This is a genomic window from Spirillospora sp. NPDC047279, assembly GCF_040643285.1.
In the GTDB taxonomy this organism is placed as follows: domain Bacteria; phylum Actinomycetota; class Actinomycetes; order Streptosporangiales; family Streptosporangiaceae; genus Spirillospora.
The window spans coordinates 35,197-55,773 of the sequence record NZ_JBEYUA010000028.1; the positions used below are offsets into that span (position 1 = coordinate 35,197).

The window sequence follows — 20,577 nt, forward strand, 5'->3', positions numbered from 1 at the left end:
CGGGTGAGCAATTTCTTTTTTCGGGGCTTGTAGAGGCCCGGTGGCCCATTGTGGCCGCCCTGGAACCCGCCCGGCGCCGCCCGATTGGTTCGGTGGCCCTGAGGATTTTGCGCATCACCTTCCGTGACTGATTATGGGTTGCTTCAATGGGGGGTTTGTGAACTCCGAATGTGTTGACTGTCACTTGGGTGCACCATTGACAACGGAGTGGAATTGATTATGCTTGATCTCGGGCGGCAGACGTCATGCGATGCTGGGCGAAATAAACACGGTGTTCATAAACACAGTGTTCCTAAGCATGGTGATCGCGGACATCGGGATCGGTCCAATATTCAAGGATCGCGAAAATGGTATGCCGGTAAGGAATTCCTTGCCGGCATGTTGGTTCGGGGGACTGGCGGCTTGAAATCGGGTCGAGGACGGCGCCGGAGAAAAAGTGACACTTCTGGTCGGCCTTTCGCCCGTCCACCCCGATGTTTGTCGCAGATGACCCGGGTAGGAATGTGACGCAGGCGCGAACAGCAGTCGACCTCGGCACGAATTGGCGAAATCACCTGCGTGGCCGTGCACGTCTCCCGGCCACCGGGACGTCTTCCGAACTCCATCCGGCGAGCTGGGAGCATCACGATGACTGAGCGCGCGGACCGGACGACGATCCTGATCGTCGACGACCATTCGCTCTTCCGGCAGGGACTGCGCGCGCTCCTGGAGGCGGAGGCGGACATGGAGATCGTCGGCGAGGCCGACGAGAACCGCACCGCCGTGGCCCTCGCCGCCGAGCACCGCCCGAACGTCGTCCTCCTGGACCCCGAGATCCCCGGCGGGGACGCCACCACCGTCGTCGGCCGCATCAGCCGGCTCTCGCCCGAGTCCGCCGTGATCATCCTGAGCATGATCGAGGGCGCCCAGCTCGTGCAGAGCCTGCTGGAGGTCGGCATCAGCGGCTACCTGCTCAAGAACACCACCCGCCAGGAGCTCCTGTCCGCCATCCGGTCCGTGCGCGGCACCCCCGACCGGGTCGTCCTGTCGGTCTCCAGGGAGAGCCTGACCCAGGTGCGCAGGCCGGCGAAGGACGCGCTCTCCCCGCGTGAGCTGCAGATCCTCCAGCTCACGGCGGAGGCCCTGAGCAACTCCCAGATCGCCGGCCGGCTCTGCCTCACCGAGGCCACCGTCAAGCGCCATCTACGGAACATCTTCGTCAAGCTCGGCGCGGTCTCCCGCATCGACGCCGTCAACAAGGCGGTCGCGGCGTCCCTCATCGAGGTGGGCGGTGCCCCCCGCGACACGCGTCCCAACGGGTCGAAGGACCTGTCGGTGCAGGTGCGCGGCCTCAAGATGTCCTCCCACAAGGGCCCGGAGGCCAAGAAACACGGTGGCGCCGGAATCAACCGCGACCGCTGACCCTCGTTCCCACGCTCTCCCCCCGCCCCCTGCCGTTCCCGCCGTCTCCCTCACCCGCCACCCCCTCCCGCCACCTTCACCCGCCACCTTCACCCGCCACAGTCACCCGCCACAGTCACCGAACCTCGCTGACGCGTGAGCGCCGCGCCCTGCCCCCGCGCGCGCATCGGTGCCGCTGAGAGCCGGGTTGACGGGTCTTCTAGTGGTCTGCGATGCGGAACCGTCACGGTTTCGGTTGTCGTACACACCGAGGGGGTCTGTCTGATGAAGAGACTCGTTGTTGTCGCGGCGGCCGTGGCGGTGGTCGTGAGCGGCACCGTCGCCGCGGGGTCGCCGGCGGAACGGGCGGACGCTCGGGCGGGCGCTCCGGCGGCCGGTCCGGGCATCGCCTGGCGTGACTGTCCCGGGTTGATGACGGGGCGGGCGGAGTGCGCGCAGATCGAGGTGCCGCTGGACCACCGCAAGCCGCACGGCAAGAAGATCCACGTCGGGATCTCGATCTACCGCGCGACCGACCGCGCGAACTACAAGGGCGTGCTGCTCACCAACCCCGGTGGGGTGAGCGCCAGCGGCCTCCTCAACTCCATGGCGATGCACAACTGGCTGGCGGGACGCGGGTTCCCCGAGCTCGCCGCCCAGTACGACATGATCGGCATGGATCCGCGGGGCGTCGAGACGCTCGACTTCAACCCGATCGCCGAGGAGCCCGGGCCGCCCATCGAGGGGGACACCGACCCGGTCCTGAGTTGCGACAAGGGACACAAGAAGCCGCCGCTGCCCGACTACACGCCGAGCTCGGCGGCCGAGGAGCGGGCGTGGATCGCCCGGTCCAAGAAGTACGCCGACGACTGCGCGAAGAAGTACGGCTGGCTGCTGCCCCACATGGGGACCGTCGACCACGCGCACGACATCGACGTCGTCCGCCGGGCGCTCGGCGTGGAGAAGATCAACTACTACGGGTTCTCGCACGCCACGCATCTGGGCGCGGCCTACGCCACGCTGTTCCCGAACCGGATCGACCGCATGATCTGGGACGGCGTCTCCGACCCGCGGACGCTCGGGTACAAGGCGATGCTCGAGCAGAGCAGGCTCATCGAGCGGAACATCGGTTTCTGGTACGAGTGGGCCGCCAAGTGGGACTCGGTCTACCGCCTGGGCAAGACGCGGCGGGAGGTCGAGGCGACGTACTGGAGGGTCCGGGACCAGCTCAAGAAGCAGCCCATCCAGGGCAGGTACGGTCCGGACGAGCTGGACGACTACGTGCTCAACACCGGGATGAGCACGACGGTGTGGGTGGAGAACACGCAGGCGCTCGCCGACTGGGTGCACAAGCAGGACGCGACCTGGCTGCTGGACAACATGCATCCGGGCGCCGACGACAGCCCGTTCGCCGTCCGCAACGCCGCCGACGCCGTGGACACCAGGTGGCCGCGCGACTGGAAGACCTGGCACGACGATGCCGTCAGGATGCACGAGAAGGGGTATCGCTCCATCACCTGGAGCAACGTGTGGCACCACGCCCCGATCGCCTTCTGGCCGGTGCGCGGCGGGTCGTCCCCGCTCGAACTGAAGGATCGGGGACTGCCCGGCTTCCTGCTGATCCACGGATCGCTCGACGGCGTGTTCCCCGTCGAGGGCGCCTTCGCGATGCACCGGAGGTTCCCGTCGTCGCGCCTGCTGCTGGAGGTCGGCGGCAAGTCGCACGCCAACTCGCTCAACGGCAACAAGTGCGTCGACGGCGTCGTCGCCGCGTATCTCGGCGACGGCACGCTGCCCGGGAACAGGCCCGGCGCCGACGCGGGGTGCGAGGCCGATCCGGCCATCAACGATCCGGACCCCAACGCCACCGAGCCCGAGACCACCCGGGCGACGTCGGCGGCCCGGACGCCGCGATGAGCTGACGCCACCGCCGGGCGGTCACCGCCGCCCGGCGGTCGCGGCCGTCCGCCGGTGGCGACACTGAGTCAGAGAGTGCTCGCACATTGTCGGCGCGGATTCTAGAAGTGTCTTAGCCAGGATTACAACTTTCGATATTACCGGCGCTGGTCAGTCGCTTTGTCAGTGCCCTGACTGACACTTTGGGATGCCCTCTTGATCGAATCTGGAGGAAATGTCTATGTTTGGTCTACGGGAACCTGGACCACCAAGGGGGAATCCGTGGACTTCCGAGTACTAGGCCCCGTAGAGATAATTGAAGACGGGTCCAATATCGTACCGTCGGCACCCAAGCCCAGGCAAGTGATATCTCTCCTGCTCCTGCGTCGAAACTCCGTGGTTCAAACGACCGAACTCATCGATGAACTGTGGGAGGACGGCCCACCCGCAAGTGCGATGACAACTCTCCAAACTTACATCTACAAGCTGCGAAAAATTCTTCTGGAGCATGGTGCCGGCGACATCCTGCAGACCTTGCCGGGTGGCTACATGCTCACTACCTCCGACTCGGCGATCGACCTGCGGCGCTTCGAGCAGTTCGCCAATGCCGGGCAGGAAATGCTGGAGAAAGGCGACGCCACGGGCGCGGCGGAGACGCTCGGGCGCGCTCTCGGCCAGTGGCGCGGACCGGCCCTGGCCGATGTCGCCCAGGGCGAGCTGCTCTCGTCCTATGTCACCCGCCTGGAGGAGCTGCGCCTCCGGACCCTCGAACTGCGCATCGAGGCCGACCTGCGGCTCGGCCGGCACCGCGAGCTCGTCAGCGAGCTGAAGTCGCTGGTGCGCCAGTACACCCTGCACGAACACCTGCACGCGACGTTGATGATCGCGCTCTACCGCTCCGGCCGGCGGCACGAGGCCCTCGAGATCTACCGGGTGCTGCGCGGGAACATGGTCGAGGACCTCGGCCTGGAGCCCGGCCCGGAGCTCAAGGAGCTGCATCAGCGCCTGCTGTCGGACATGCCGCCGGCCCCGCCGCTCGACCGCACCCCGCCGCGGGAGCCCTGGGAGAGCAACGCGCAGGGACGTGCGGTCCCGTCCGCCCCGGCCGTGCGCGCCTCACCGGACAGGACGGGGCCGCCGGAGCGGGCGGCACCGCAGGAGAGACGGGTGACTCCTGAGAGACCGGTCCCTCAGGAGAGACAGATGTCCCCGGACGGACGGTCCGTGCCCAGGCCCCGGGCCGAGGTCGTGCCGGTGCGCAAGGACGTTCCGGCGGAGATCGGGCCGGGCGCGGCCCCCGCGAACGTCAGGCCGCCGGTCCTCGCGTCCCGCAGCCGCGAGGACGGCTCGTTCGAGCAGCCCAGGCAGCTCCCGCCCGACCTCGGCGACCTCACCGGGCGCCAGGAGCTGATCGAGGAGCTGGCCGCCGGATTCGAGAAGGCGGCGGCCGGCGCGCACACCGCGATCCCCATCACGGTGATCACCGGTCTTCCCGGCGTGGGCAAGACGGCGCTGGCGGTGCATCTGGCGCACCGGCTGCGCGACAGGTTCCCCGACGGGCAGCTCTACGCCGATCTGCACGCGTCGACCGGCGCCGGGTGCGACGTCGCGGAGTCGCTCCGCCGGCTGCTCCGCGCGGTGGGCGTGCCGAACTCCCAGATCCCCGACTCGGCGGAGGAGCGCAGCACGCTGCTGCGTTCGGCCACCGCCGGGCGCCGCCTGCTGCTGGTCATCGACGACGCCGCGGAACCGGCCGAGGTGGCGCCGCTGCTGCCCGGCGACCCCGGCTGCGGCGTCATCATCACCAGCGCCCACCGCATGCCCGGGCTGATCGGCGGCCGGCACGTCGAGCTGCGCCCGCTGACGAGGTCCGAGGGCGTCGAGCTTCTCGGCCGCGTCATCGGCGAGGCGCGGATCCGGCGCGAGCCGGGCGCGGCGGAACGGCTCGTGGAGCTCGTCGGCGGGCTGCCGCTGGCGTTGCGCTGCGTCGCCGGGCGGCTGGCCACCCGCCAGGGGGCGCTGCTCGCGGACACGGCCGAGCAGCTCGAACGGTCCGAGCGCCCGCTGGACCTGCTGCGGCTGGGCGACCTCGACGTGCGGTCCAGGCTGGACGCCGGCTACCGGCGGCTCGGCCGGCTGGACAAGGGGATCTTCCGTTTGCTCAGCATGCTCCCCGTGGCGGAGTTCACGCTCCGGACGGCGGCCGAGCTCCTCGGCTGGGACGAGGCCGTGGTGGAGGGCGCGCTCGACCGCCTCGCCGACGAGCACCTGATCGTCGTGCGCCGGACCGCCGGTGAACTGCGCTACGCGTTCCCGGTGCTGGTCCTCAGCCACGCCCGGGAACGGCTCACCCAGGCACTGGAACGGGAGGAGCCCTGGGAGGACGGTTCGGGCGAGCGGCAGTGCGAGCCGGTCGCGGTCGGCTGAGCGACGGACGACCCAACACGAGACAAGGAGAGACCATGTCCCAGACCAAGACCAGGATCACCCTCCTCGCCGCGGTGGCCCTCGCCGCCGTCACCGCCGGGCCCACGGCCGCGTCCGCCGCGCCGGAGCGGGGCACCAAGCCCAAGCCGGCGAGCGTGAAGGGCTCCGGCGACTTCTGGCTCACCTTCTACCCGGACGGGGACAGGCGGTCGTTCTCGTTCGACGCCCAGGCCGCCCCGTACACCCGCCCGATCACCGGATTCCCGGACGGCACGCCCGCCGACGCGCGCGGCAAGGCCACGCTCGTCCACGAGGTCAAGGAGAGCGGCTACGTCATCTGGGCCGAGGCCGACGTCGACTGCATGACCACCAGCCCCGGCTACGCCGCGCTGACGGCCACGATCACCAAGTCGTCCGAGGACCCGAAGGAATGGGTCGGCAGGCGGCTCGGCTTCAGCGTGTACGACGCCGGCCCCGACCGTGACGGCCGCACCCGCGACCGGGTCGGCTTCTCCTGGGCCATCGTCAACATGGACAAGAACGAGCAGGGCGAGTGGTTCGAGACCAAGGCCGGCACCTGCATGGCCCCCGCGCCCTTCTCGCCGGTGTCCAAGGGCGGCTTCACCGTGCGCCATGCCGATCTGCCCGGGTGAGGAAACCGGGATTCACCCGGTTCGACGCCGGTAAACTAGTCAAGTTTGATGAGCTAAGGATCCTCCCACCGCGGAGCCGTCCCGGAGGCGGGCGGCGAAAGGAGCACGTACGGTGCTGATCGGCTCAGGGAACTCCATGACCGACCTCTCGGCGCGCGAGGACGAGCGCGCACTCCCGGACGTGCTCTCGGTGCGCGGGGCACGAGTGAACAACCTGCGCGGCGTCGACCTCGACCTGCCGCACCGGGCCATGGTCGTCTTCACCGGCGTCTCCGGCTCCGGCAAGTCCTCGCTGGCCTTCGACACCATCTACGCGGAGGGACAGCGCCGCCAGGTGCAGTCCATGTCCACCTTCGCGCGGCAGTTCATGGACGAGATGGAAAAGCCGGACGTGGACCGCGTCGAGGGGCTGTGCTCGGCGGTCGCGGTGGACCAGCGGTCCTCCGCCACCCGCAGCCCGCGTTCCACGGTCGGCACCGTCACCGAGGTCTACGACCTGCTCCGGGTGGCGTTCGCCCGCGTCGGCCTGCCGCACTGCACCACCTGCGGCGAGGAACTGCTGGCCGACGACGACGGGGAGCTGGTGTGCCTTCAGGGGCACGAGACCGAGAAGCCCGAGATGGCGAGCCGGGCCTTCTCGTTCAACCTGCCCTTCGGGCGGTGCGGCGACTGCCAGGGGCTCGGCAACCGGCTGGAGATGGCCCCCTGGCTCGTCGTCCCGAACCAGGAGATGCCGGTCGCCGCCGGCGCGATCGTCCCGTGGCGCGACACCACGAACGGGGCGCTCGCCCTGGCGGTCGTCGCCGAGGCGGGCCTCGACCCGTACCAGCCCTGGCGCAGCCTGCCCGAGGAGGTGCGGCACACCCTCCTCTACGCCGAGGACCGGCCCGTCCGCGTGGACAACGGCGAGGCGGTGTTCACCGGGGTGTCGCCCTGGTTGTTCGCGCGCCATGAGGAGGCCTACATCAAGGGCGGCCAGGCCGCCCTGGAGAAGTTCATGCACCGCGCCCTCTGCCGTTCGTGCGGCGGGGGGCGGCTGGCCCCGGCGCAGCTCGCGGTGAAGGTCGGCGGGCTGAGCATCGCCGAGGTCAGCCGCCTGACGGTGCAGGAGAGCGTACGTTTCCTGGGCGGGCTGGAGTTGTCCGACCGGGATCGCAGGGTCGTCGCCCAGGCCCTGGAGGAGATCACCGAGCGCCTGGACTTCCTGGTGCAGGTGGGGCTCGGCTACCTGACCCTCGACCGGCCCGCCCGGACGTTGTCCGGCGGCGAGGCGCAGCGGATCAGGCTGGCCAGCCAGCTCGGCTCGCGGCTCTTCGGGCTGCTGTACGTCCTGGACGAGCCGACCGCCGGGCTGCACCCGCGGGACACCGAGAACCTCATCGGCACCCTGCGGACCCTGCGCGCCCAGGGCAACACGCTCGTCATCGTCGAGCACGACCACCACGTGATCCGCGCCGCCGACCACGTGGTGGAGCTGGGGCCGGGCGCCGGCGAGCTCGGCGGCGAGCTGATCTTCAGCGGCACGGTCGCGGAACTGGAGAACTCCGAGGAGTCGCTCACCGGCGCCTTCCTCAGCGGCCGGCGCGGCGTCACCGTCCCGCCGCGCCGGCGGGTCCCGCGTCCCGGTCGCAGCCTCACCGTGCGCGGCGCCCGCGCCAACAACCTCGCCGGCATCGACGTCGAGTTCCCGCTGGGCTGCTTCATCGCGGTCAGCGGGGTGTCGGGGGCGGGCAAGTCGACCCTGGTGGACCAGATCCTCTTCCGGGCGCTCGACCGTGCCCTCGGGGGCGACTCGCCCGAGCCCGGGGAGCACGACCGCGTCGAGGGACTGTCCAGGGTCGAACGGGTCATCCGGGTCAGCCAGGCGCCGATCGGCCGGTCCGGGCGGTCCACCCCGGCCACCTACACCGGCGTGCTCGACGGCATCCGCAAGGAGTTCGCCGCGACCGCGGAGGCGCGGCGGCGCGGCTACAAGCCGGGCCGCTTCTCGTTCAACTCCACCGCGGGCCGCTGCCCGAACTGCACGGGCGACGGGACGATCCGCATCGAGATGTACTTCCTGCCGGACGTCTTCCTGCTGTGCGACGCCTGCCAGGGCCGGCGCTACAACGAGGAGACACTGGAGATCCTCTACCGGGGGCGCACCATCGCCGACGTCCTGGAGGCCCCGATCGAGGAGGCGGCGGACTTCTTCTCCGGCGTGCCGGCGATCTCCCGTTCGCTGGGGGTGCTCTGCGACGTCGGGCTGGGCTACCTGCGGCTCGGGCAGTCGGCGACCACCCTGTCGGGCGGCGAGGCGCAGCGGGTCAAGCTCGCGGCAGAGCTCCAGCGCCGCACCAGCCGGCACACCCTCTACCTGCTCGACGAGCCCACCACCGGATTGCACTCCAGTGACACCGACCGGCTCATGAAGGTGCTGCACGCCCTGGTGGACCAGGGCCACACCGTCATCACGGTGTCGCACAGCCTGGAGGTGGTGCAGTCCGCCGACTGGGTGGTGGACCTCGGGCCGGACGGCGGTGACTCCGGAGGCGAGATCGTCGCGGTCGGCACGCCGGAGGACGTCGCCGCCGGCACCGGTCACACGGCGCGCTTCCTGCGCACGGTCCTGGGCGGCTGAGTCCCGGGCGGCAGCGCTCACCGGCGAGACGGACCGGCCCCGCGAGGATCATCCTCGCGGGGCCGGTTCGTGTCCGGGTCCGGTTCGTGTCCGGAGGCCCGCCGGGTCAGACGATGCGGACGTCCGGCGTGTACAGGATCCAGCGGCCGCCCGCGGCCCGGAACTCCTGCTCCTTGGCCATGATCTCCTCGGCGTGGTTCCACGCGAAGAGCAGGGCGTAGTCGGGGTACGGGTCGGACATGGCCTCGGCGGGACGCACCGGGATGTGCGAGCCGGGCATCAGCCGGCCGTGCTTGGCGGGTGTGGTGTCGCACACGAACGGGATCAGGTCGGGGCCGATGCCGCAGTAGTTGGTCACCGTGGCGCTCTTGGCCGTGGCGCCGTAGCCGATGACCCGCTTGCCCTGGGCGCGCAGGTCCTGGAGGAGCTCCACCAGGTCGTGGCGGATGCTCTCGATGTTCGCGCCGAACCGGGCGAGCGTCGCCGGCGCGGCCAGCCCGCGGCCCGCCTCCTCCTCGACCATCGCGGCGACCCGTTCGCTGGGCCGGCGGCGGCCCGCCCGGGCGATGGTGTAGCGGACCTCGCCGCCGTGGACCGGCAGGCGGCGCACGTCGACCAGCTCGAAGCCCATCCGTTCGGCCATGGCCTGGACCGACCGCACGGTGAAGAAGAAGAAATGTTCGTCGTAGATCTGGTCGAAGGTGTTCCGCTCGACGATGTCGCCGAAGTACGGGTCCTCGAACACGAACACCCCGTCGGTCTTGAGCAGCGCGTCGACGCCGCGGAACACCGAGTCGAGGTAGGGGATGTGGCAGATGGTGTTGGCCGCGTAGATGACGTCCGCGGGCCCCTCCTCGCCCAGGACCCGGGTCGCCGACGCCTCCTCGAAGAAGTCGGTCCGGACCCGCACCCCTTCGGCCCTGGCCATCCGCGCCACGCCGCCGGAAGGTTCCACGCCCAGGTGCCGGATGCCGGCCTTGCCGATCGTCTTGAGCATGACGCCGTCGTTGCAGCCGATCTCCACGATGAAGGGGTCCGGCCCGCCCAGCTCGCCGTCGGTCAGGAACTGCGCGGTCTCCTCGAAGTGCCGTCGCATCGCGGACGACCCGGACGACAGGTACGGGTAGGCGTCGTGGAACATGCGGTCCCGGGCGACCTCCTCGACCAGCTGCACCATCGTGCAGGACTCGCAGGCCCCCACGGCCAGCCGGAAGAAGAACTGCCGGTCCAGGTCGTCGGCTGTCAGGAACGCGTCGGAGAGGGGCTGCCGTCCGAAGTCGAAGAACTCGGTGAGCGGGCCGCCGCAGACTCGGCAGATCATGAAAGGAGTCCTCCAGTGTGGGGCTGGTCGTCGTCGATCAGGGCGACCGCCCGGGTCCAGCCCGCGCCCGCACCGGTGATCTTCACCGGGAAGCACGCGACCTGGAAACCGTGGGCCGCCGGAAGAGCGTCCAGGTTGCCGAGCCGTTCGATCTGGCAGTACTCCCGCTCGCGCCCCGCGAAGTGCGCGGGCCACAACACGGAACGGTCGCCGGTCTCCTGGTACCGGGCGATGATGTGGCCGAACGGCGCGTCCAGGCTGAACGCGTCCGTGCCGATCACCTTCACGCCCAGGTCGAGCAGCAGGTGCACGGCCGCGCCGTCCAGCCCGGTGAAGTCGGTGAAGTAGCGCTGCCGCCCGACCCACCGGGACGCCCCGGTGTTGAGCAGCACGATGTCCATCGGCTCGGGCACGCGGCCGATGCGCTCGAACTCCTTCTCCAGCTCGGCCGGGCCGGCCGTGCCGGTGCCGAGACCCGTCAGGTCCAGCACCATGCCGGGATTGAGGAACCACTCCAGCGGCATCTGGTCGATGTGCCGGGGCACCCCGTCCCCGTACGCGGCGCGCGACCCGTAGTGCGAGGGCGCGTCGACGTGGGTGCCGGTGTGCGTGGTGAGGCTCATCCTGTCCAGCGACAGGAACTCCCCGTCGGGCAGTTCGGAGACGTCGAACTCCACGCCGAGGTGGGTCCGCATCTCCTCGCTCATGTGCAGGGCGCCCTCGCGGGGCGTGAGCACGTCGTGCGTGACGGGATCGGGCTCCCAGAACGACGCGTCCACCGGTGTGGAGAGATCAATGATCCGCACGGCAAACCTCCGAGACGGCGTTGGAGCGAACGCTCCCGGGGCGCCCTAGAGCCGAACTCAAGGCCCGCTGGACGGGCGGGACCGGCGGCCCGCTCCAGCGGAACTCGAACCGGCCCCGACACGATCGGCGGCGTCGGCATGGGTACTGCGATCCGTTCCAGCGAAAGGCGGGAAGGCAGTGACAGGACAGGTCGATGTGAGGCCGGTGCGGAGCGAGGTCCGCGAAGCGATCACTCCGGCGGGGCGGACCCTGCTGGAGCTGCTCGCCGGGCATCTGCCTTCGATCCGGGCCGGCGCCGCCGAGCACGATCGGGCCGGCGCCTTCCCCGCCGCGGCGTTCGAGGCCATGCGCAAGGACGGCGTGCTCGGGGCCACCGTGCCCACCGAGCTCGGCGGACTGGGCGTGGACTCCATGCACGACGTCGCGGTCGCCCTGGGCGCGCTCGCCGAGGCGGACGCCTCCTCGGCGCTGGCCCTCCACATGCAGTTCAGCCGCGGGCTGACGTTCGCCTACGAGCGGGCGCACGGCGCGCCGGCGGCACGGTCGCTCGCCGACCGCATGCTGCGGGCGATGGGCTCGGGCGAGGCGGTGGTCTGCACCACCGTGAAGGATCCCGTCAGGACCGTCACCGAGCTGACGCCGGACGGCGCCGGCGGCTGGCGGCTCAACGGCCGGAAGATCCTGGCGAGCATGGCGCCGATCGCCACCCACTTCGTCATCTCGGCGCAGGCGCGCCCGGAGGGCGAGGCGCCGCGCTTCGCGGCGGCGGTGGTGGCCCGGGGCCGTCCCGGCCTCACGGTCATGGACGACTGGGACGGGCTGGGCATGCGCGCCTCCGGCAGCGTCGGGATCACCATGGAGGACTGTGCCGTCCCGGCCGAGGACGTGCTGCTGCGCGGCCCGGTCGACGAGCGCAGCGACGCGGCCCTGGCGGGCCAGACGGTGAGCTCGATCACGATGCTCGGCATCTACCTCGGCGTCGCCCAGGAGGCCCGCGACGTGGCGGTGGGGATGATCGCCCGCCGGGGCGGGGGCGCCCAGGGCGGGTCCCGGACCCTGGTGGCCGAGATCGACGCGCGGCTCTACACGCTGCGGTCGGCGGTGGCGTCCGCGCTGCTCAACGCCGACGCCTACGCGGCCGACCTGGACTGCGACCCGGCCGAACGCGGGCGGCGGATGATGACCCCGTTCCAGCACGCCAAGCTGATGGTCAACCGGGTGGCGCCGGAGATCGTGGCCGACTGCCTCACGCTGGTCGGCGGCGCCTCCTACGCGGGCGGCCACCCGCTGGCCCGGCTGCACCGCGACGTCCGGGCGGGCTCGTTCATGCATCCCTACACCTACGCCGACGCCGTGGACTTCCTGAGTGCCCAGGCGCTGGGCCTTGATCACGAGTAGGCGCCGGCGGTCCGCGAACGCGGGCTGTGGCGGACCGCGAGGAGGAAATGACGATCATGCAGTCACGTGCGCTCGCCGTTGACGGTGCGTTCGAGTTCACCCCGAGGACCTTTCCCGACGATCGTGGCCTGTTCGTGTCGCCGTTCCAGGAGGCGGCGTTCGCGGAGTCGGCCGGCCGCCGCCGGTTCCCGGTGGCACAGACCAACCACAGCAGGTCGCGGCGCGGCGTCGTGCGGGGCATCCACTACACGGTGGTGCCGCCCGGCACCGCCAAGTACGTGTACTGCGCCCGGGGCAGCGCGCTCGACGTCGTGGTGGACATCCGGGTGGGGTCGCCGACGTACGGCCGCGTCGAAGCGGTCCTCATGGACCAGAAGGACTTCCGCGCCTCCTACATCCCCATCGGCGCCGGCCACGCCTTCATCGCGCTGGAGGACGACACCGTGATGTCGTACCTGCTGTCGCAGAGCTACATCGCGGAGAAGGAGCTGTCGGTGTCGGCTCTGGACCCGGCGATCGGGCTGCCGATCCCCGCCGGCGTCGAGCCGATCCTCTCCGAACGGGACTCCAAGGCGCCGACGCTGGCCGAGGCCGAGGCCGCGGGCCTCCTCCCGGACTACGCCTCGTGCCTGCGGTTCGAGGAGGCGCTGTGGGCGGGCTGAACCGGGTGGCCGTCGTGGGCGCCACCGGCTGCGTGGGGCGCCAGGTGTGCGCCGCCCTGACCCGGCGGGACCACGACGTCCTGGCCATCGCGCGCCGCCCCGCACCGCACCTGGCGGACCGCGCGTTCGCGGCCGTCGACGTCGCCGCGGTCGACGCCCGGACCCTCGCCAAGACCTTCGAGGCCGAACGCGTCGAGGCGGTCGTGAACACCTCCGGCGGCTGGGGAACCACCGAGGAGGAGATGGACTACGCCCACGTCCGCCTCGTCGAGCGGCTGGTCGAGGCGCTGGCGCTGATGGACCGGCCGGCGCGGCTGGTGCACATGGGCACCATCCACGAGTACGGCCCGGCCGAGTGGGGCACCCTGATCGGCGAGTCGATCGAGCCCAGGCCGGTCACGCCGTACGCGCGCACCAAGTTCGCCGGCTCCGAGGCGGTGCTGCGCGCGATGTCCGCCGGCCGCATCGAGGGCATCGTGCTGCGGGCGGCCAACATCTGCGGCCCCCATCCGGCGGGCGGGAGCTTCCCGGGTTTCCTGCTCAGGCGGCTGCGCGAGATCGCCGCCGAGGGGGGAGCCCTGGAGCTCAGCATCGCCGCGGCCAAGCGGGACTTCTTCGACGTGCGGGACGCCGCGGAGGCGGCGGCCCTGGCCGTGCGGGCCACCACCGCCGAGCCGGTCGTCAACATCGGCAGCGGCGAGGCGGTGGACATGCGCGAGTTCGTCACGCTGTTCGTCGCCGCCGCGGGCTTCCCCGCCGACGTGCTGAAGGTGGACGGCGGCCAGGTGGAGAGCAAGGGAGGCGACTGGACGCGGACCGACATCAGGCTGGCCGGCGCCGCCCTCGGCTGGACGCCGGCGACCGGCCTCGGGGAGTCGCTGCGAGACATGTGGGAAGCGAGCGATGAGTGAGGCACGCGTGCGCCCGCCGAGCCCGGCGCGGGACGACGACCGGACGATGCCGGCCCGGATCGCCCGATCGGTCGCCGCCGTCGAGAACACGCCGCTGGGGCCGGTGGACGTCGAGAGCTGGTTCAAGGACCTCGGACGGCGTTTCCCCAACCAGGTCGAACGGGTGCCCCTGGACGCGCTGAGCGAGTGGGGGACCCGGCCCGGGAGCTCCGACATCGTCCACCGCACCGGCAGGTTCTTCGCCGTCGAGGGACTGGACGTGCACATCCCGAAGGCGCCGGTGCCGCGCTGGAACCAGCCGATCATCAACCAGGCGGAGATCGGCATCCTCGGCATCCTGGCCCGGGAGTTCGACGGCGTCCTGCACTTCCTGATGCAGGCCAAGTTCGAGCCGGGCAACGTCAACGGCTTCCAGCTGTCGCCGACCGTGCAGGCCACCCGGAGCAACTACACCCGCGTCCACCGCGGCCGTCCCGTGCCGTACGTGGAGTACTTCACCGAGACCGCGAAGCACCGAGTGATCGCCGACGTGCGGCAGTCCGAGCAGGGGTCGTGGTTCCACCACAAGCGCAACCGGAACATGGTGGTCGAGGCCGACGACGTCGAGGCCCGTGAGGGTTTCCAGTGGCTGACGCTCGGGCAGCTGCACCGGTTGTTCGCGATCGACGACCTGGTCAACGCCGATTCGCGGACGGTGTTGTCGTGCCTGCCGTTCGCCGGTCCCGGGCCGGACCCGCGTACCGATCGTTTCGGGTCCGCGCTGGTGCGTTCGTGCACCGGTGAGGGCGGCAGCCTGCACGGGCTGGACGGCATCCTGAGCTGGATCACCGACGCCCGGACCCGGACCGAGCTTCACGTGGCCCGCATCCCGCTGGGCCAGGTACGCGGCTGGCACCGGACCGAGGAGATGATCCGGCACGAGAGCGGCCGCTACTTCGGCGTCATCGGCGTCGACGTCACCGCGACGGGCCGGGAGATCACCCAGTGGTCCCAGCCGATGATCGAGCCCTACGGCACCGGGGTCATCGCGTTCCTCGTGCGCGAGGTCGCCGGGACCCTGCACGTGCTCATGCACATCAGGGTCGAACCCGGCTACGTAGACGTCCTCGAACTGGCGCCGACCGTGCAGTGCACCCCGCGCAACTACGAGGACCTGCCCGCCGCGGCCCAGCCGACGTTCCTGGACGAGGTGCTGAACGCCCGGCCCGACCAGATCAGGTTCGACACCGTCCTGTCCGAGGAGGGCGGCCGCTTCCACCACGCGCGCAACCGTCACCTGGTCGTCGAGGCCGATCCCGGCTTCGACACCGATCATCCGGACTTCCGCTGGATGACCCTGCACCAGCTGGTCGACCTGCTGCGGCACAGCCACTACCTGAACGTGCAGGCGCGCAGCCTGATCGCCTGCCTGCACAGCCTGTCCGGAACGGCCGGGGCGTAACGGATCCGAAGGAGCACTTCCATGAAGGGGATCATTCTGGCCGGGGGAACGGGGAGCCGCCTTTTCCCGACGACCCTGGCGGTCTCCAAACAACTGTTCCCCATCGGCGACAAACCGATGATCTATTACCCGCTGTCGACGCTGATGCTCGCCGGAATCACCGACATCCTCGTCATCACCACTCCCGGCGACCTGCCGCAATACCGGCGGCTGCTGGGCGACGGCTCGCAGCTGGGCCTGAACCTCACCTACGCCGTCCAGCCGGAGCCGAAGGGCCTGGCGGAGGCGTTCATCATCGGCGCCGACCACATCGCCGGCGGCCCGGTCGCCCTGGTGCTGGGCGACAACATCTTCCACGGCCAGCGCTTCTACGACCTGCTCCAGCAACATCTCACCGGCGTGCGGGGCTGCGTGCTGTTCGGCTACCCGGTCACCGACCCGGGCCGGTACGGCGTCGGCGAGACCGACGACGAGGGACGGCTGGTCGCGCTGGAGGAGAAGCCCAAGCACCCCCGTTCCAACCGGGCCATCACCGGCCTGTACGGCTACGACTCCGACGTGGTCGACATCGCCAAGAACCTCCGCCCGTCCGCGCGCGGCGAGCTGGAGATCACCGACGTCAACCGCACCTACCTGCGGAGCGGCCGGGCCGAGCTGGTCGATCTCGGCCGGGGCTTCGCGTGGCTGGACACCGGGACGCCCGAGTCGCTGCTCCAGGCCAGCCTCTACGTGCGGACGCTGGAGGAACGGCAGGGGGTGCGCATCGCCTGCGTCGAGGAGGTGGCGTTGCGCATGGGATTCATCGACGCCGAATCCTGCTACGAGCTGGGGCGGCGGCTCGGCAGTTCGGACTACGGCCGCTATGTCATGGACATCGCCAAGGAATTCTCCTGAGGACAGCGACGAGGGAAGGGAACACCATGACGACAGTGAGCGAACTCGGGCGCCGGCTGCAGCTCATCCACGCCGCCCAGTGGCTGTCCGCCACCCAGGGCGACCCGTACGCCAGGCTCCTGCTCGGCCACGACGCGGACCCGTACCCCGGCTACGCGGAGGTGCGGGCGGCGGGCGCCCTGGTGGCCAGCCGCGACGGCGTGTGGGTGACGGCGCGGCACCGGACGGGCGCGGACCTGCTCGCCCATCCGTCGCTGGGGGTGCGGCGCGCGGACGGCGAACGGTCGCTGGAGCCGATCGCGCCGCTGGAGGACACCCCGCTCGGCGCGGAGCGCGAGGATCTCGAACGGCTCGGCAAGGCCGCCGCGGCGGGGTCGGTGCCGCTGCTCGGCGCCGGCGCGGCCGAACGTTACACGGCGCTCGCCGACCAGGCGTGCCGGCGCGTTCTCGCCGGCGTCGGCGCCGAGGCCGACCTGGTGCCCGCGCTCGCCGAGGCCCTTCCGGCCGAGGTGCTCGCCGACCTGTGCGAGCTGACCGGGCCGGACCGGGCCCGGCTCGCCGAGGACTGCCGGTGGGCGGGCCTCGCGCAGGACGCCCTGCTGTGCCCGCAGTCGCTGGCGTCCACCCGGCGCATGCTCGCCGCCCTCGACGACCTGCGCGACCTGTACGGCGTGCCGCGCCCGGTCCACGGCGACGCGGGGCTGCTGCTGGCCCTGCTGGGCGTGCGCGTCGCGGCCGACCTCATCGCGGGCGCGGTGCGCGCGCTGCTGGACCACCCCTGGCAGTGGTCGAAGCTGGCCGCCGACCCCTGGCTGGCCGCCCGCGCGGTGAACGAGACGCTCCGCCACGACCCGCCCGTCCACCTGCGGAGCCTGGTCGCGCACCACGACCTGGAGGTGGACGGCGTCCAGATCACCGCCGGCAGCCGGGTCGTCGTCCTCATCGGCGGCACCGGCCGCGACGCCGAGGCGTTCACCGACCCCGACACCTTCGAACTGGACCGGCCCGCCGGGCAGGGGCCGGCGTTGTCGCCCGGCTTCGCCCACGAGCTCGTGGCGCCGTTCGCCCGCGCGGTCGCCGAGGCGGCCCTGCGCGCCCTGGCGGGCCGGTTCCCCCGGCTGAGCGCGGCCGGTCCCGCGCTGGGCCGGCGGCGGGCGCCGGTGACCCGCGGATCGTGGTCGCTGCCCGTCGTCACCGGCGGCACGAACGGGAAGGGCCGTCGATGAAGGTCGACGCGCTCGACATCGACGGCTCGTACCTGATCAGGCCGACCATCTTCCCCGACGACCGCGGGCTGTTCCTGGAGGTTCTCAGCCAGCCGGCGTTCGCCGAGGCGGTCGGCCGCCCGTTCCCGGTCGCCCAGGTCAACTGCACCTCGACGGTGCGGGGCACGATCCGGGGGCTGCACGCCGTCGCGCTGCCGCCCGGCCAGGCCGGGTACACCACCTGCGTCAACGGCGCGGTCCTCGACATCGTGGTGGACGTCCGGGTCGGCTCGCCGACGTTCGGGCGGCACCACGCGGTCGTCCTGGACGATCAGGAGCGGCACGCCCTGTACCTGGCGGAGGGGCTCGCGCACGGCTTCGCCCCGCTCACCGACGAGGCGACCGTCCTCTACCTGAGCTCGCGGCTCCACTCCGGCACCGGCGCGATCGGGGTGAACGCCCTGGACCCCGACCTGGCCCTGCCGTGGCCGGACGGCGGCGGCGAGCCGCGGCTGTCCGACAAGGACCGGGCCGCGCCGACCCTGCGCGAGGCCGCGCGGTCGGGCCTGCTGCCCGGCTACGCCGAATGCCGCCGGCAGTACGCGCTCGACCGGGACGCCGCCGCACGGCGTGATCAGGACGGCGCCGGGCGCCGCGATCAGGACGCAGCCGGGCGCCGCGATCAGGACGGCGCCGCTCGGCGCGATCGGGTCGGCTGACGTCATGCGCGTGCTGTTCACCACGTTCGCGGCCAAGACGCACATGTACGCGCTGGTGCCGCTGGCGCAGGCGCTGCGGTCCGCCGGGCACGAGGTCCTCGTCGCGAGCCAGCCCGACCTGGTGGAGGAGATCGTCCGCACCGGCCTGACCGCCGTGGCCGTGGGCGAGCCCTCCGGCCTGGCCGAGGGGTTGCGGCAGGTCGAGGAGGAGCTGGACGGCGCGCGCGAGTCCGACGTGGGCATGGACATGGGCGAGACCGACCCCGCGAGGCTGACCTGGGACTACGTGCTCAACGTCTTCACCGCGATGACGTCGTTCGCGTTCCAGAACAACTGTCCCGAGCCGATGGTGGACGACCTGGTGGCGTTCGCCCGCTCCTGGCGTCCCGACCTGGTGGTCTGGGACACGATGACCTTCGCCGGGCCGGTGGCGGCCGAGGCGAGCGGCGCCGCGCACGCCCGGCTCCTCTACGGCGTCGACCTCGTCGGCCGGATGCGGAGGACGTTCCTGCGCATGCTGGACGAACGCCCGCCCGGCCGGCGCGACGACCCGCTGGCCGAGTGGCTGGGCTGGTCGGCCGAACGCCACGGGTGCGCGTTCGACGAGTCCATGGTCACCGGTCACTTCAGCATCGACCAGACGCCGCCGTTCCTGCGCGCGCCGCTGGGCCTGCCGGCCGTGCCCGTGCGGTACGTGCCCTACAACGGGCCGGCCGTCGTCCCCTCCTGGCTGAAGGAGCCGCCGAAGGCCCCGCGGGTCTGCCTGACGCTGGGCCTGATGCGGCGCGAGATGCTGGGCGCCGACCGCGCCTCGGCGGGCGAGTTGCTGAACGCCCTCGCCGGGCTGGACGTCGAGGTGGTCGCGACCCTGAACGCCGACCAGCTGAGGACGTTGCCGGCCGTCCCCGACAACGTCCGGGCGGTCGACTTCGTCCCCCTCAACGCGCTGCTGCCGAGCTGCTCGGCCGTCATCCACCACGGCGGCTCGGGCACGCTCACCACCGCGTGCCTGCACGGTATCCCGCAGCTCGTCGTCCCGCACATGATCTGGGACTCGGCGGAGACGGCGCGGCGGCTGGTGGAGCGCGGCGCCGGACTGGCGCTGTGGGACGGCGGCGACTTCTCCGCCAACGACCTGAAGGGCGGCCTCGAACGGCTCCTGGGCGAGCCGTCGTTCGGGCGCGAGGCCGGCCGCATCCGCCGGGAGATCCTCGCCACCCCGGCGCCCGCCGGCATCGTCCCGGTGCTGGAGAGGCTCACCGCTGAGCACCGTCCCGCGCGCTGACCCCCGCGCGCGGCGACGGCGGCGGCACAACCGCCGACGGCCACTCCCGACGACCACAAGTCACCGGGAGTGGCCGACTCACGTCCGGGTGCGGATCACCCGCGCCGGGAGCACGTCCGGGCGCGGATCACCTGCGCGCGTAGAGGCGCATGGTGAGGGGGCCGAAGACGGCGATGAGCGCGGTGGCGAACCCCAGTGCCAGCCCGATGTCCAGGGCCGCGGCGTTCCCGTGCAGCAGCCCGCGCACCGCCGAGGTCGCGTGCGAGATCGGGTTGACGCCGACCACCGTCTCCATCCACCCCGGCATGCTGGACTCGGGGACGAAGATGTTGCTGGTGAAGACCAGCGGGAAGACCACGATCATGCTGGTGTTGGAGATCGTCTCCGGCTGGGAGGCGACCATCCCGAGCGCGGCGAAGATCCAGCTGATCCCGAACGCGAAGTAGGCCAGCAGCGCCAGCGCGGGCAGCACCCCCTCCGGCGCGTCCGGCCGGAAGCCCAGCGCCACGCCGATCGCCAGCGTGACGCTCAGCGCGATCAGGTAGCGCACGACGTCGGAGAGCATGTTGCCGACGACCGAGGCCGGCTGCCAGAACGGCATCGAGCGGAACCGGTCGTGCGTCCCCTTGGTGAGGTCGACGTTGAGCGCGGTGCCGGTGCGGACCGTCATCAGCACCACCGTCTGGACGAGGATGCCGGGGACGAAGAGCTGGAGGTACTCGCCGGCCGACCCGCTGATGGCACCGCCGAACACGTAGGTGAACATCAGCAGGAAGATGACGGGGAACAGCACCACTTCGAGGAGTTGCAGCGGGAAGTGCTTGAAGCTCAGCATCGACCGCCACAGATGCGTGAGGCTCGCGGAGAGGGCGTTCGGGCGCCTCGGCCGGGGGCCGGCCGCGATGGCCCGCCGTAGTGCGACCGCGTCGCCGCCCAGAGCTGCTGACGTAGGCACGCG

16 protein-coding genes and 1 pseudogene are annotated in these 20,577 nt (G+C 71.3%); 14 read left to right on the plus strand and 3 right to left on the minus strand.

The genetic code is table 11. From position 1 onward, the window contains the following. The first annotated feature begins 627 nt into the window (after positions 1 to 627). The 6 genes and pseudogenes from ABZ810_RS44190 to uvrA all read left to right on the plus strand — a co-directional run bounded on the left by ABZ810_RS44190 (position 628) and on the right by uvrA (position 8,976). Positions 628 to 1,401, plus strand: a complete 774-nt coding sequence (locus ABZ810_RS44190; RefSeq protein WP_358413549.1) for a response regulator transcription factor — start codon at positions 628 to 630, stop codon at positions 1,399 to 1,401. Positions 1,402 to 1,665: 264 nt separating this feature from the next. Continuing rightward, positions 1,666 to 3,297, plus strand: coding sequence for an alpha/beta fold hydrolase (locus ABZ810_RS44195; RefSeq protein ID WP_358413552.1), 1,632 nt, complete (start codon positions 1,666 to 1,668; stop codon positions 3,295 to 3,297). A gap of 261 nt (positions 3,298 to 3,558) precedes the next feature. Next, a pseudogene (locus ABZ810_RS44200) lies at positions 3,559 to 3,816 on the plus strand (winged helix-turn-helix domain-containing protein); the annotation flags it as partial. Between the two features lie 9 nt (positions 3,817 to 3,825). Next, a complete protein-coding gene (locus ABZ810_RS44205; RefSeq protein WP_358413706.1) occupies positions 3,826 to 5,703 on the plus strand; it encodes a BTAD domain-containing putative transcriptional regulator in 1,878 nt (625 codons plus the stop codon). A 35-nt stretch (positions 5,704 to 5,738) separates the two neighbouring features. Next, positions 5,739 to 6,356 (plus strand): hypothetical protein, encoded by a 618-nt coding sequence (locus ABZ810_RS44210; RefSeq protein WP_358413555.1) that lies wholly within the window; start codon positions 5,739 to 5,741, stop codon positions 6,354 to 6,356. Between the two features lie 112 nt (positions 6,357 to 6,468). Beyond that, on the plus strand, positions 6,469 to 8,976 hold the full coding sequence (gene uvrA / locus ABZ810_RS44215) for an excinuclease ABC subunit UvrA (RefSeq protein ID WP_358413558.1): 2,508 nt from the start codon (positions 6,469 to 6,471) through the stop codon (positions 8,974 to 8,976). 106 nt (positions 8,977 to 9,082) lie between these two features. On the opposite strand, the gene ABZ810_RS44220 is transcribed toward uvrA, so the two are convergent. After that, entirely contained in the window at positions 9,083 to 10,297 is a 1,215-nt protein-coding gene (locus ABZ810_RS44220; RefSeq protein WP_358413560.1) for a class I SAM-dependent methyltransferase, read from the minus strand. Further along, positions 10,294 to 11,103, minus strand: a complete 810-nt coding sequence (locus ABZ810_RS44225; protein WP_358413563.1) for a cyclase family protein — start codon at positions 11,101 to 11,103, stop codon at positions 10,294 to 10,296. The genes ABZ810_RS44220 and ABZ810_RS44225 overlap by 4 nt, the downstream gene beginning before the upstream one ends. Positions 11,104 to 11,308: 205 nt before the next feature. On the opposite strand from ABZ810_RS44225, the gene ABZ810_RS44230 reads away from it, so the two are divergent. From ABZ810_RS44230 to ABZ810_RS44265, 8 genes are read left to right on the plus strand one after another with little or no spacing between them, the layout of a single operon-like run. Then, positions 11,309 to 12,502 carry an acyl-CoA dehydrogenase family protein gene (locus ABZ810_RS44230; RefSeq protein WP_358413566.1) on the plus strand — a complete coding sequence of 398 codons (1,194 nt, stop codon included), beginning with the start codon at positions 11,309 to 11,311 and terminating at the stop codon, positions 12,500 to 12,502. Positions 12,503 to 12,558: 56 nt separating this feature from the next. Further along, positions 12,559 to 13,164: a dTDP-4-dehydrorhamnose 3,5-epimerase gene (rfbC, locus tag ABZ810_RS44235; RefSeq protein ID WP_358413569.1), complete on the plus strand. Its 606-nt coding sequence runs from the start codon at positions 12,559 to 12,561 to the stop codon at positions 13,162 to 13,164. Beyond that, positions 13,152 to 14,075, plus strand: coding sequence for an NAD(P)-dependent oxidoreductase (locus tag ABZ810_RS44240; protein WP_358413572.1), 924 nt, complete (start codon positions 13,152 to 13,154; stop codon positions 14,073 to 14,075). The genes rfbC (ABZ810_RS44235) and ABZ810_RS44240 overlap by 13 nt, the downstream gene beginning before the upstream one ends. Beyond that, entirely contained in the window at positions 14,068 to 15,516 is a 1,449-nt protein-coding gene (locus ABZ810_RS44245) for an NDP-hexose 2,3-dehydratase family protein (protein WP_358413575.1), read from the plus strand. Before ABZ810_RS44240 ends, ABZ810_RS44245 begins: the two co-directional genes overlap by 8 nt. Before the next feature lie 21 nt (positions 15,517 to 15,537). Next, positions 15,538 to 16,410, plus strand: coding sequence for a glucose-1-phosphate thymidylyltransferase RfbA (rfbA, locus tag ABZ810_RS44250; protein WP_358413578.1), 873 nt, complete (start codon positions 15,538 to 15,540; stop codon positions 16,408 to 16,410). 35 nt (positions 16,411 to 16,445) lie between these two features. Then, positions 16,446 to 17,636 carry a P450-derived glycosyltransferase activator gene (locus ABZ810_RS44255; RefSeq protein ID WP_358413581.1) on the plus strand — a complete coding sequence of 397 codons (1,191 nt, stop codon included), beginning with the start codon at positions 16,446 to 16,448 and terminating at the stop codon, positions 17,634 to 17,636. Then, positions 17,633 to 18,334: a dTDP-4-dehydrorhamnose 3,5-epimerase gene (gene rfbC / locus ABZ810_RS44260; protein WP_358413584.1), complete on the plus strand. Its 702-nt coding sequence runs from the start codon at positions 17,633 to 17,635 to the stop codon at positions 18,332 to 18,334. The genes ABZ810_RS44255 and rfbC (ABZ810_RS44260) overlap by 4 nt, the downstream gene beginning before the upstream one ends. Positions 18,335 to 18,338: 4 nt before the next feature. Next, positions 18,339 to 19,619 (plus strand): activator-dependent family glycosyltransferase, encoded by a 1,281-nt coding sequence (locus ABZ810_RS44265; protein ID WP_358413587.1) that lies wholly within the window; start codon positions 18,339 to 18,341, stop codon positions 19,617 to 19,619. A gap of 127 nt (positions 19,620 to 19,746) precedes the next feature. On the opposite strand, the gene ABZ810_RS44270 is transcribed toward ABZ810_RS44265, so the two are convergent. Further along, the gene (locus ABZ810_RS44270; RefSeq protein WP_358413590.1) at positions 19,747 to 20,574 is read right to left on the minus strand and encodes an ABC transporter permease; all 828 of its coding nucleotides are present in this window, start codon (positions 20,572 to 20,574) and stop codon (positions 19,747 to 19,749) included. Positions 20,575 to 20,577 lie beyond the last annotated feature (3 nt).

Bases quoted from the DNA above. Each gene is read 5' to 3' on its own strand.
- ABZ810_RS44190 (WP_358413549.1), top strand. From the start codon at position 628: ATGACTGAGCGCGCGGACCGGACGACGATCCTGATCGTCGACGACCAT.
- rfbC (WP_358413584.1), top strand. From the start codon at position 17,633: ATGAAGGTCGACGCGCTCGACATCGACGGCTCGTACCTGATCAGGCCG.
- ABZ810_RS44195 (WP_358413552.1), top strand. From the start codon at position 1,666: ATGAAGAGACTCGTTGTTGTCGCGGCGGCCGTGGCGGTGGTCGTGAGC.
- rfbC (WP_358413569.1), top strand. From the start codon at position 12,559: ATGCAGTCACGTGCGCTCGCCGTTGACGGTGCGTTCGAGTTCACCCCG.
- ABZ810_RS44210 (WP_358413555.1), top strand. From the start codon at position 5,739: ATGTCCCAGACCAAGACCAGGATCACCCTCCTCGCCGCGGTGGCCCTC.
- ABZ810_RS44245 (WP_358413575.1), top strand. From the start codon at position 14,068: ATGAGTGAGGCACGCGTGCGCCCGCCGAGCCCGGCGCGGGACGACGAC.
- ABZ810_RS44220 (WP_358413560.1), bottom strand. From the start codon at position 10,297: ATGATCTGCCGAGTCTGCGGCGGCCCGCTCACCGAGTTCTTCGACTTC.
- ABZ810_RS44265 (WP_358413587.1), top strand. From the start codon at position 18,339: ATGCGCGTGCTGTTCACCACGTTCGCGGCCAAGACGCACATGTACGCG.
- rfbA (WP_358413578.1), top strand. From the start codon at position 15,538: ATGAAGGGGATCATTCTGGCCGGGGGAACGGGGAGCCGCCTTTTCCCG.
- ABZ810_RS44205 (WP_358413706.1), top strand. From the start codon at position 3,826: ATGCTCACTACCTCCGACTCGGCGATCGACCTGCGGCGCTTCGAGCAG.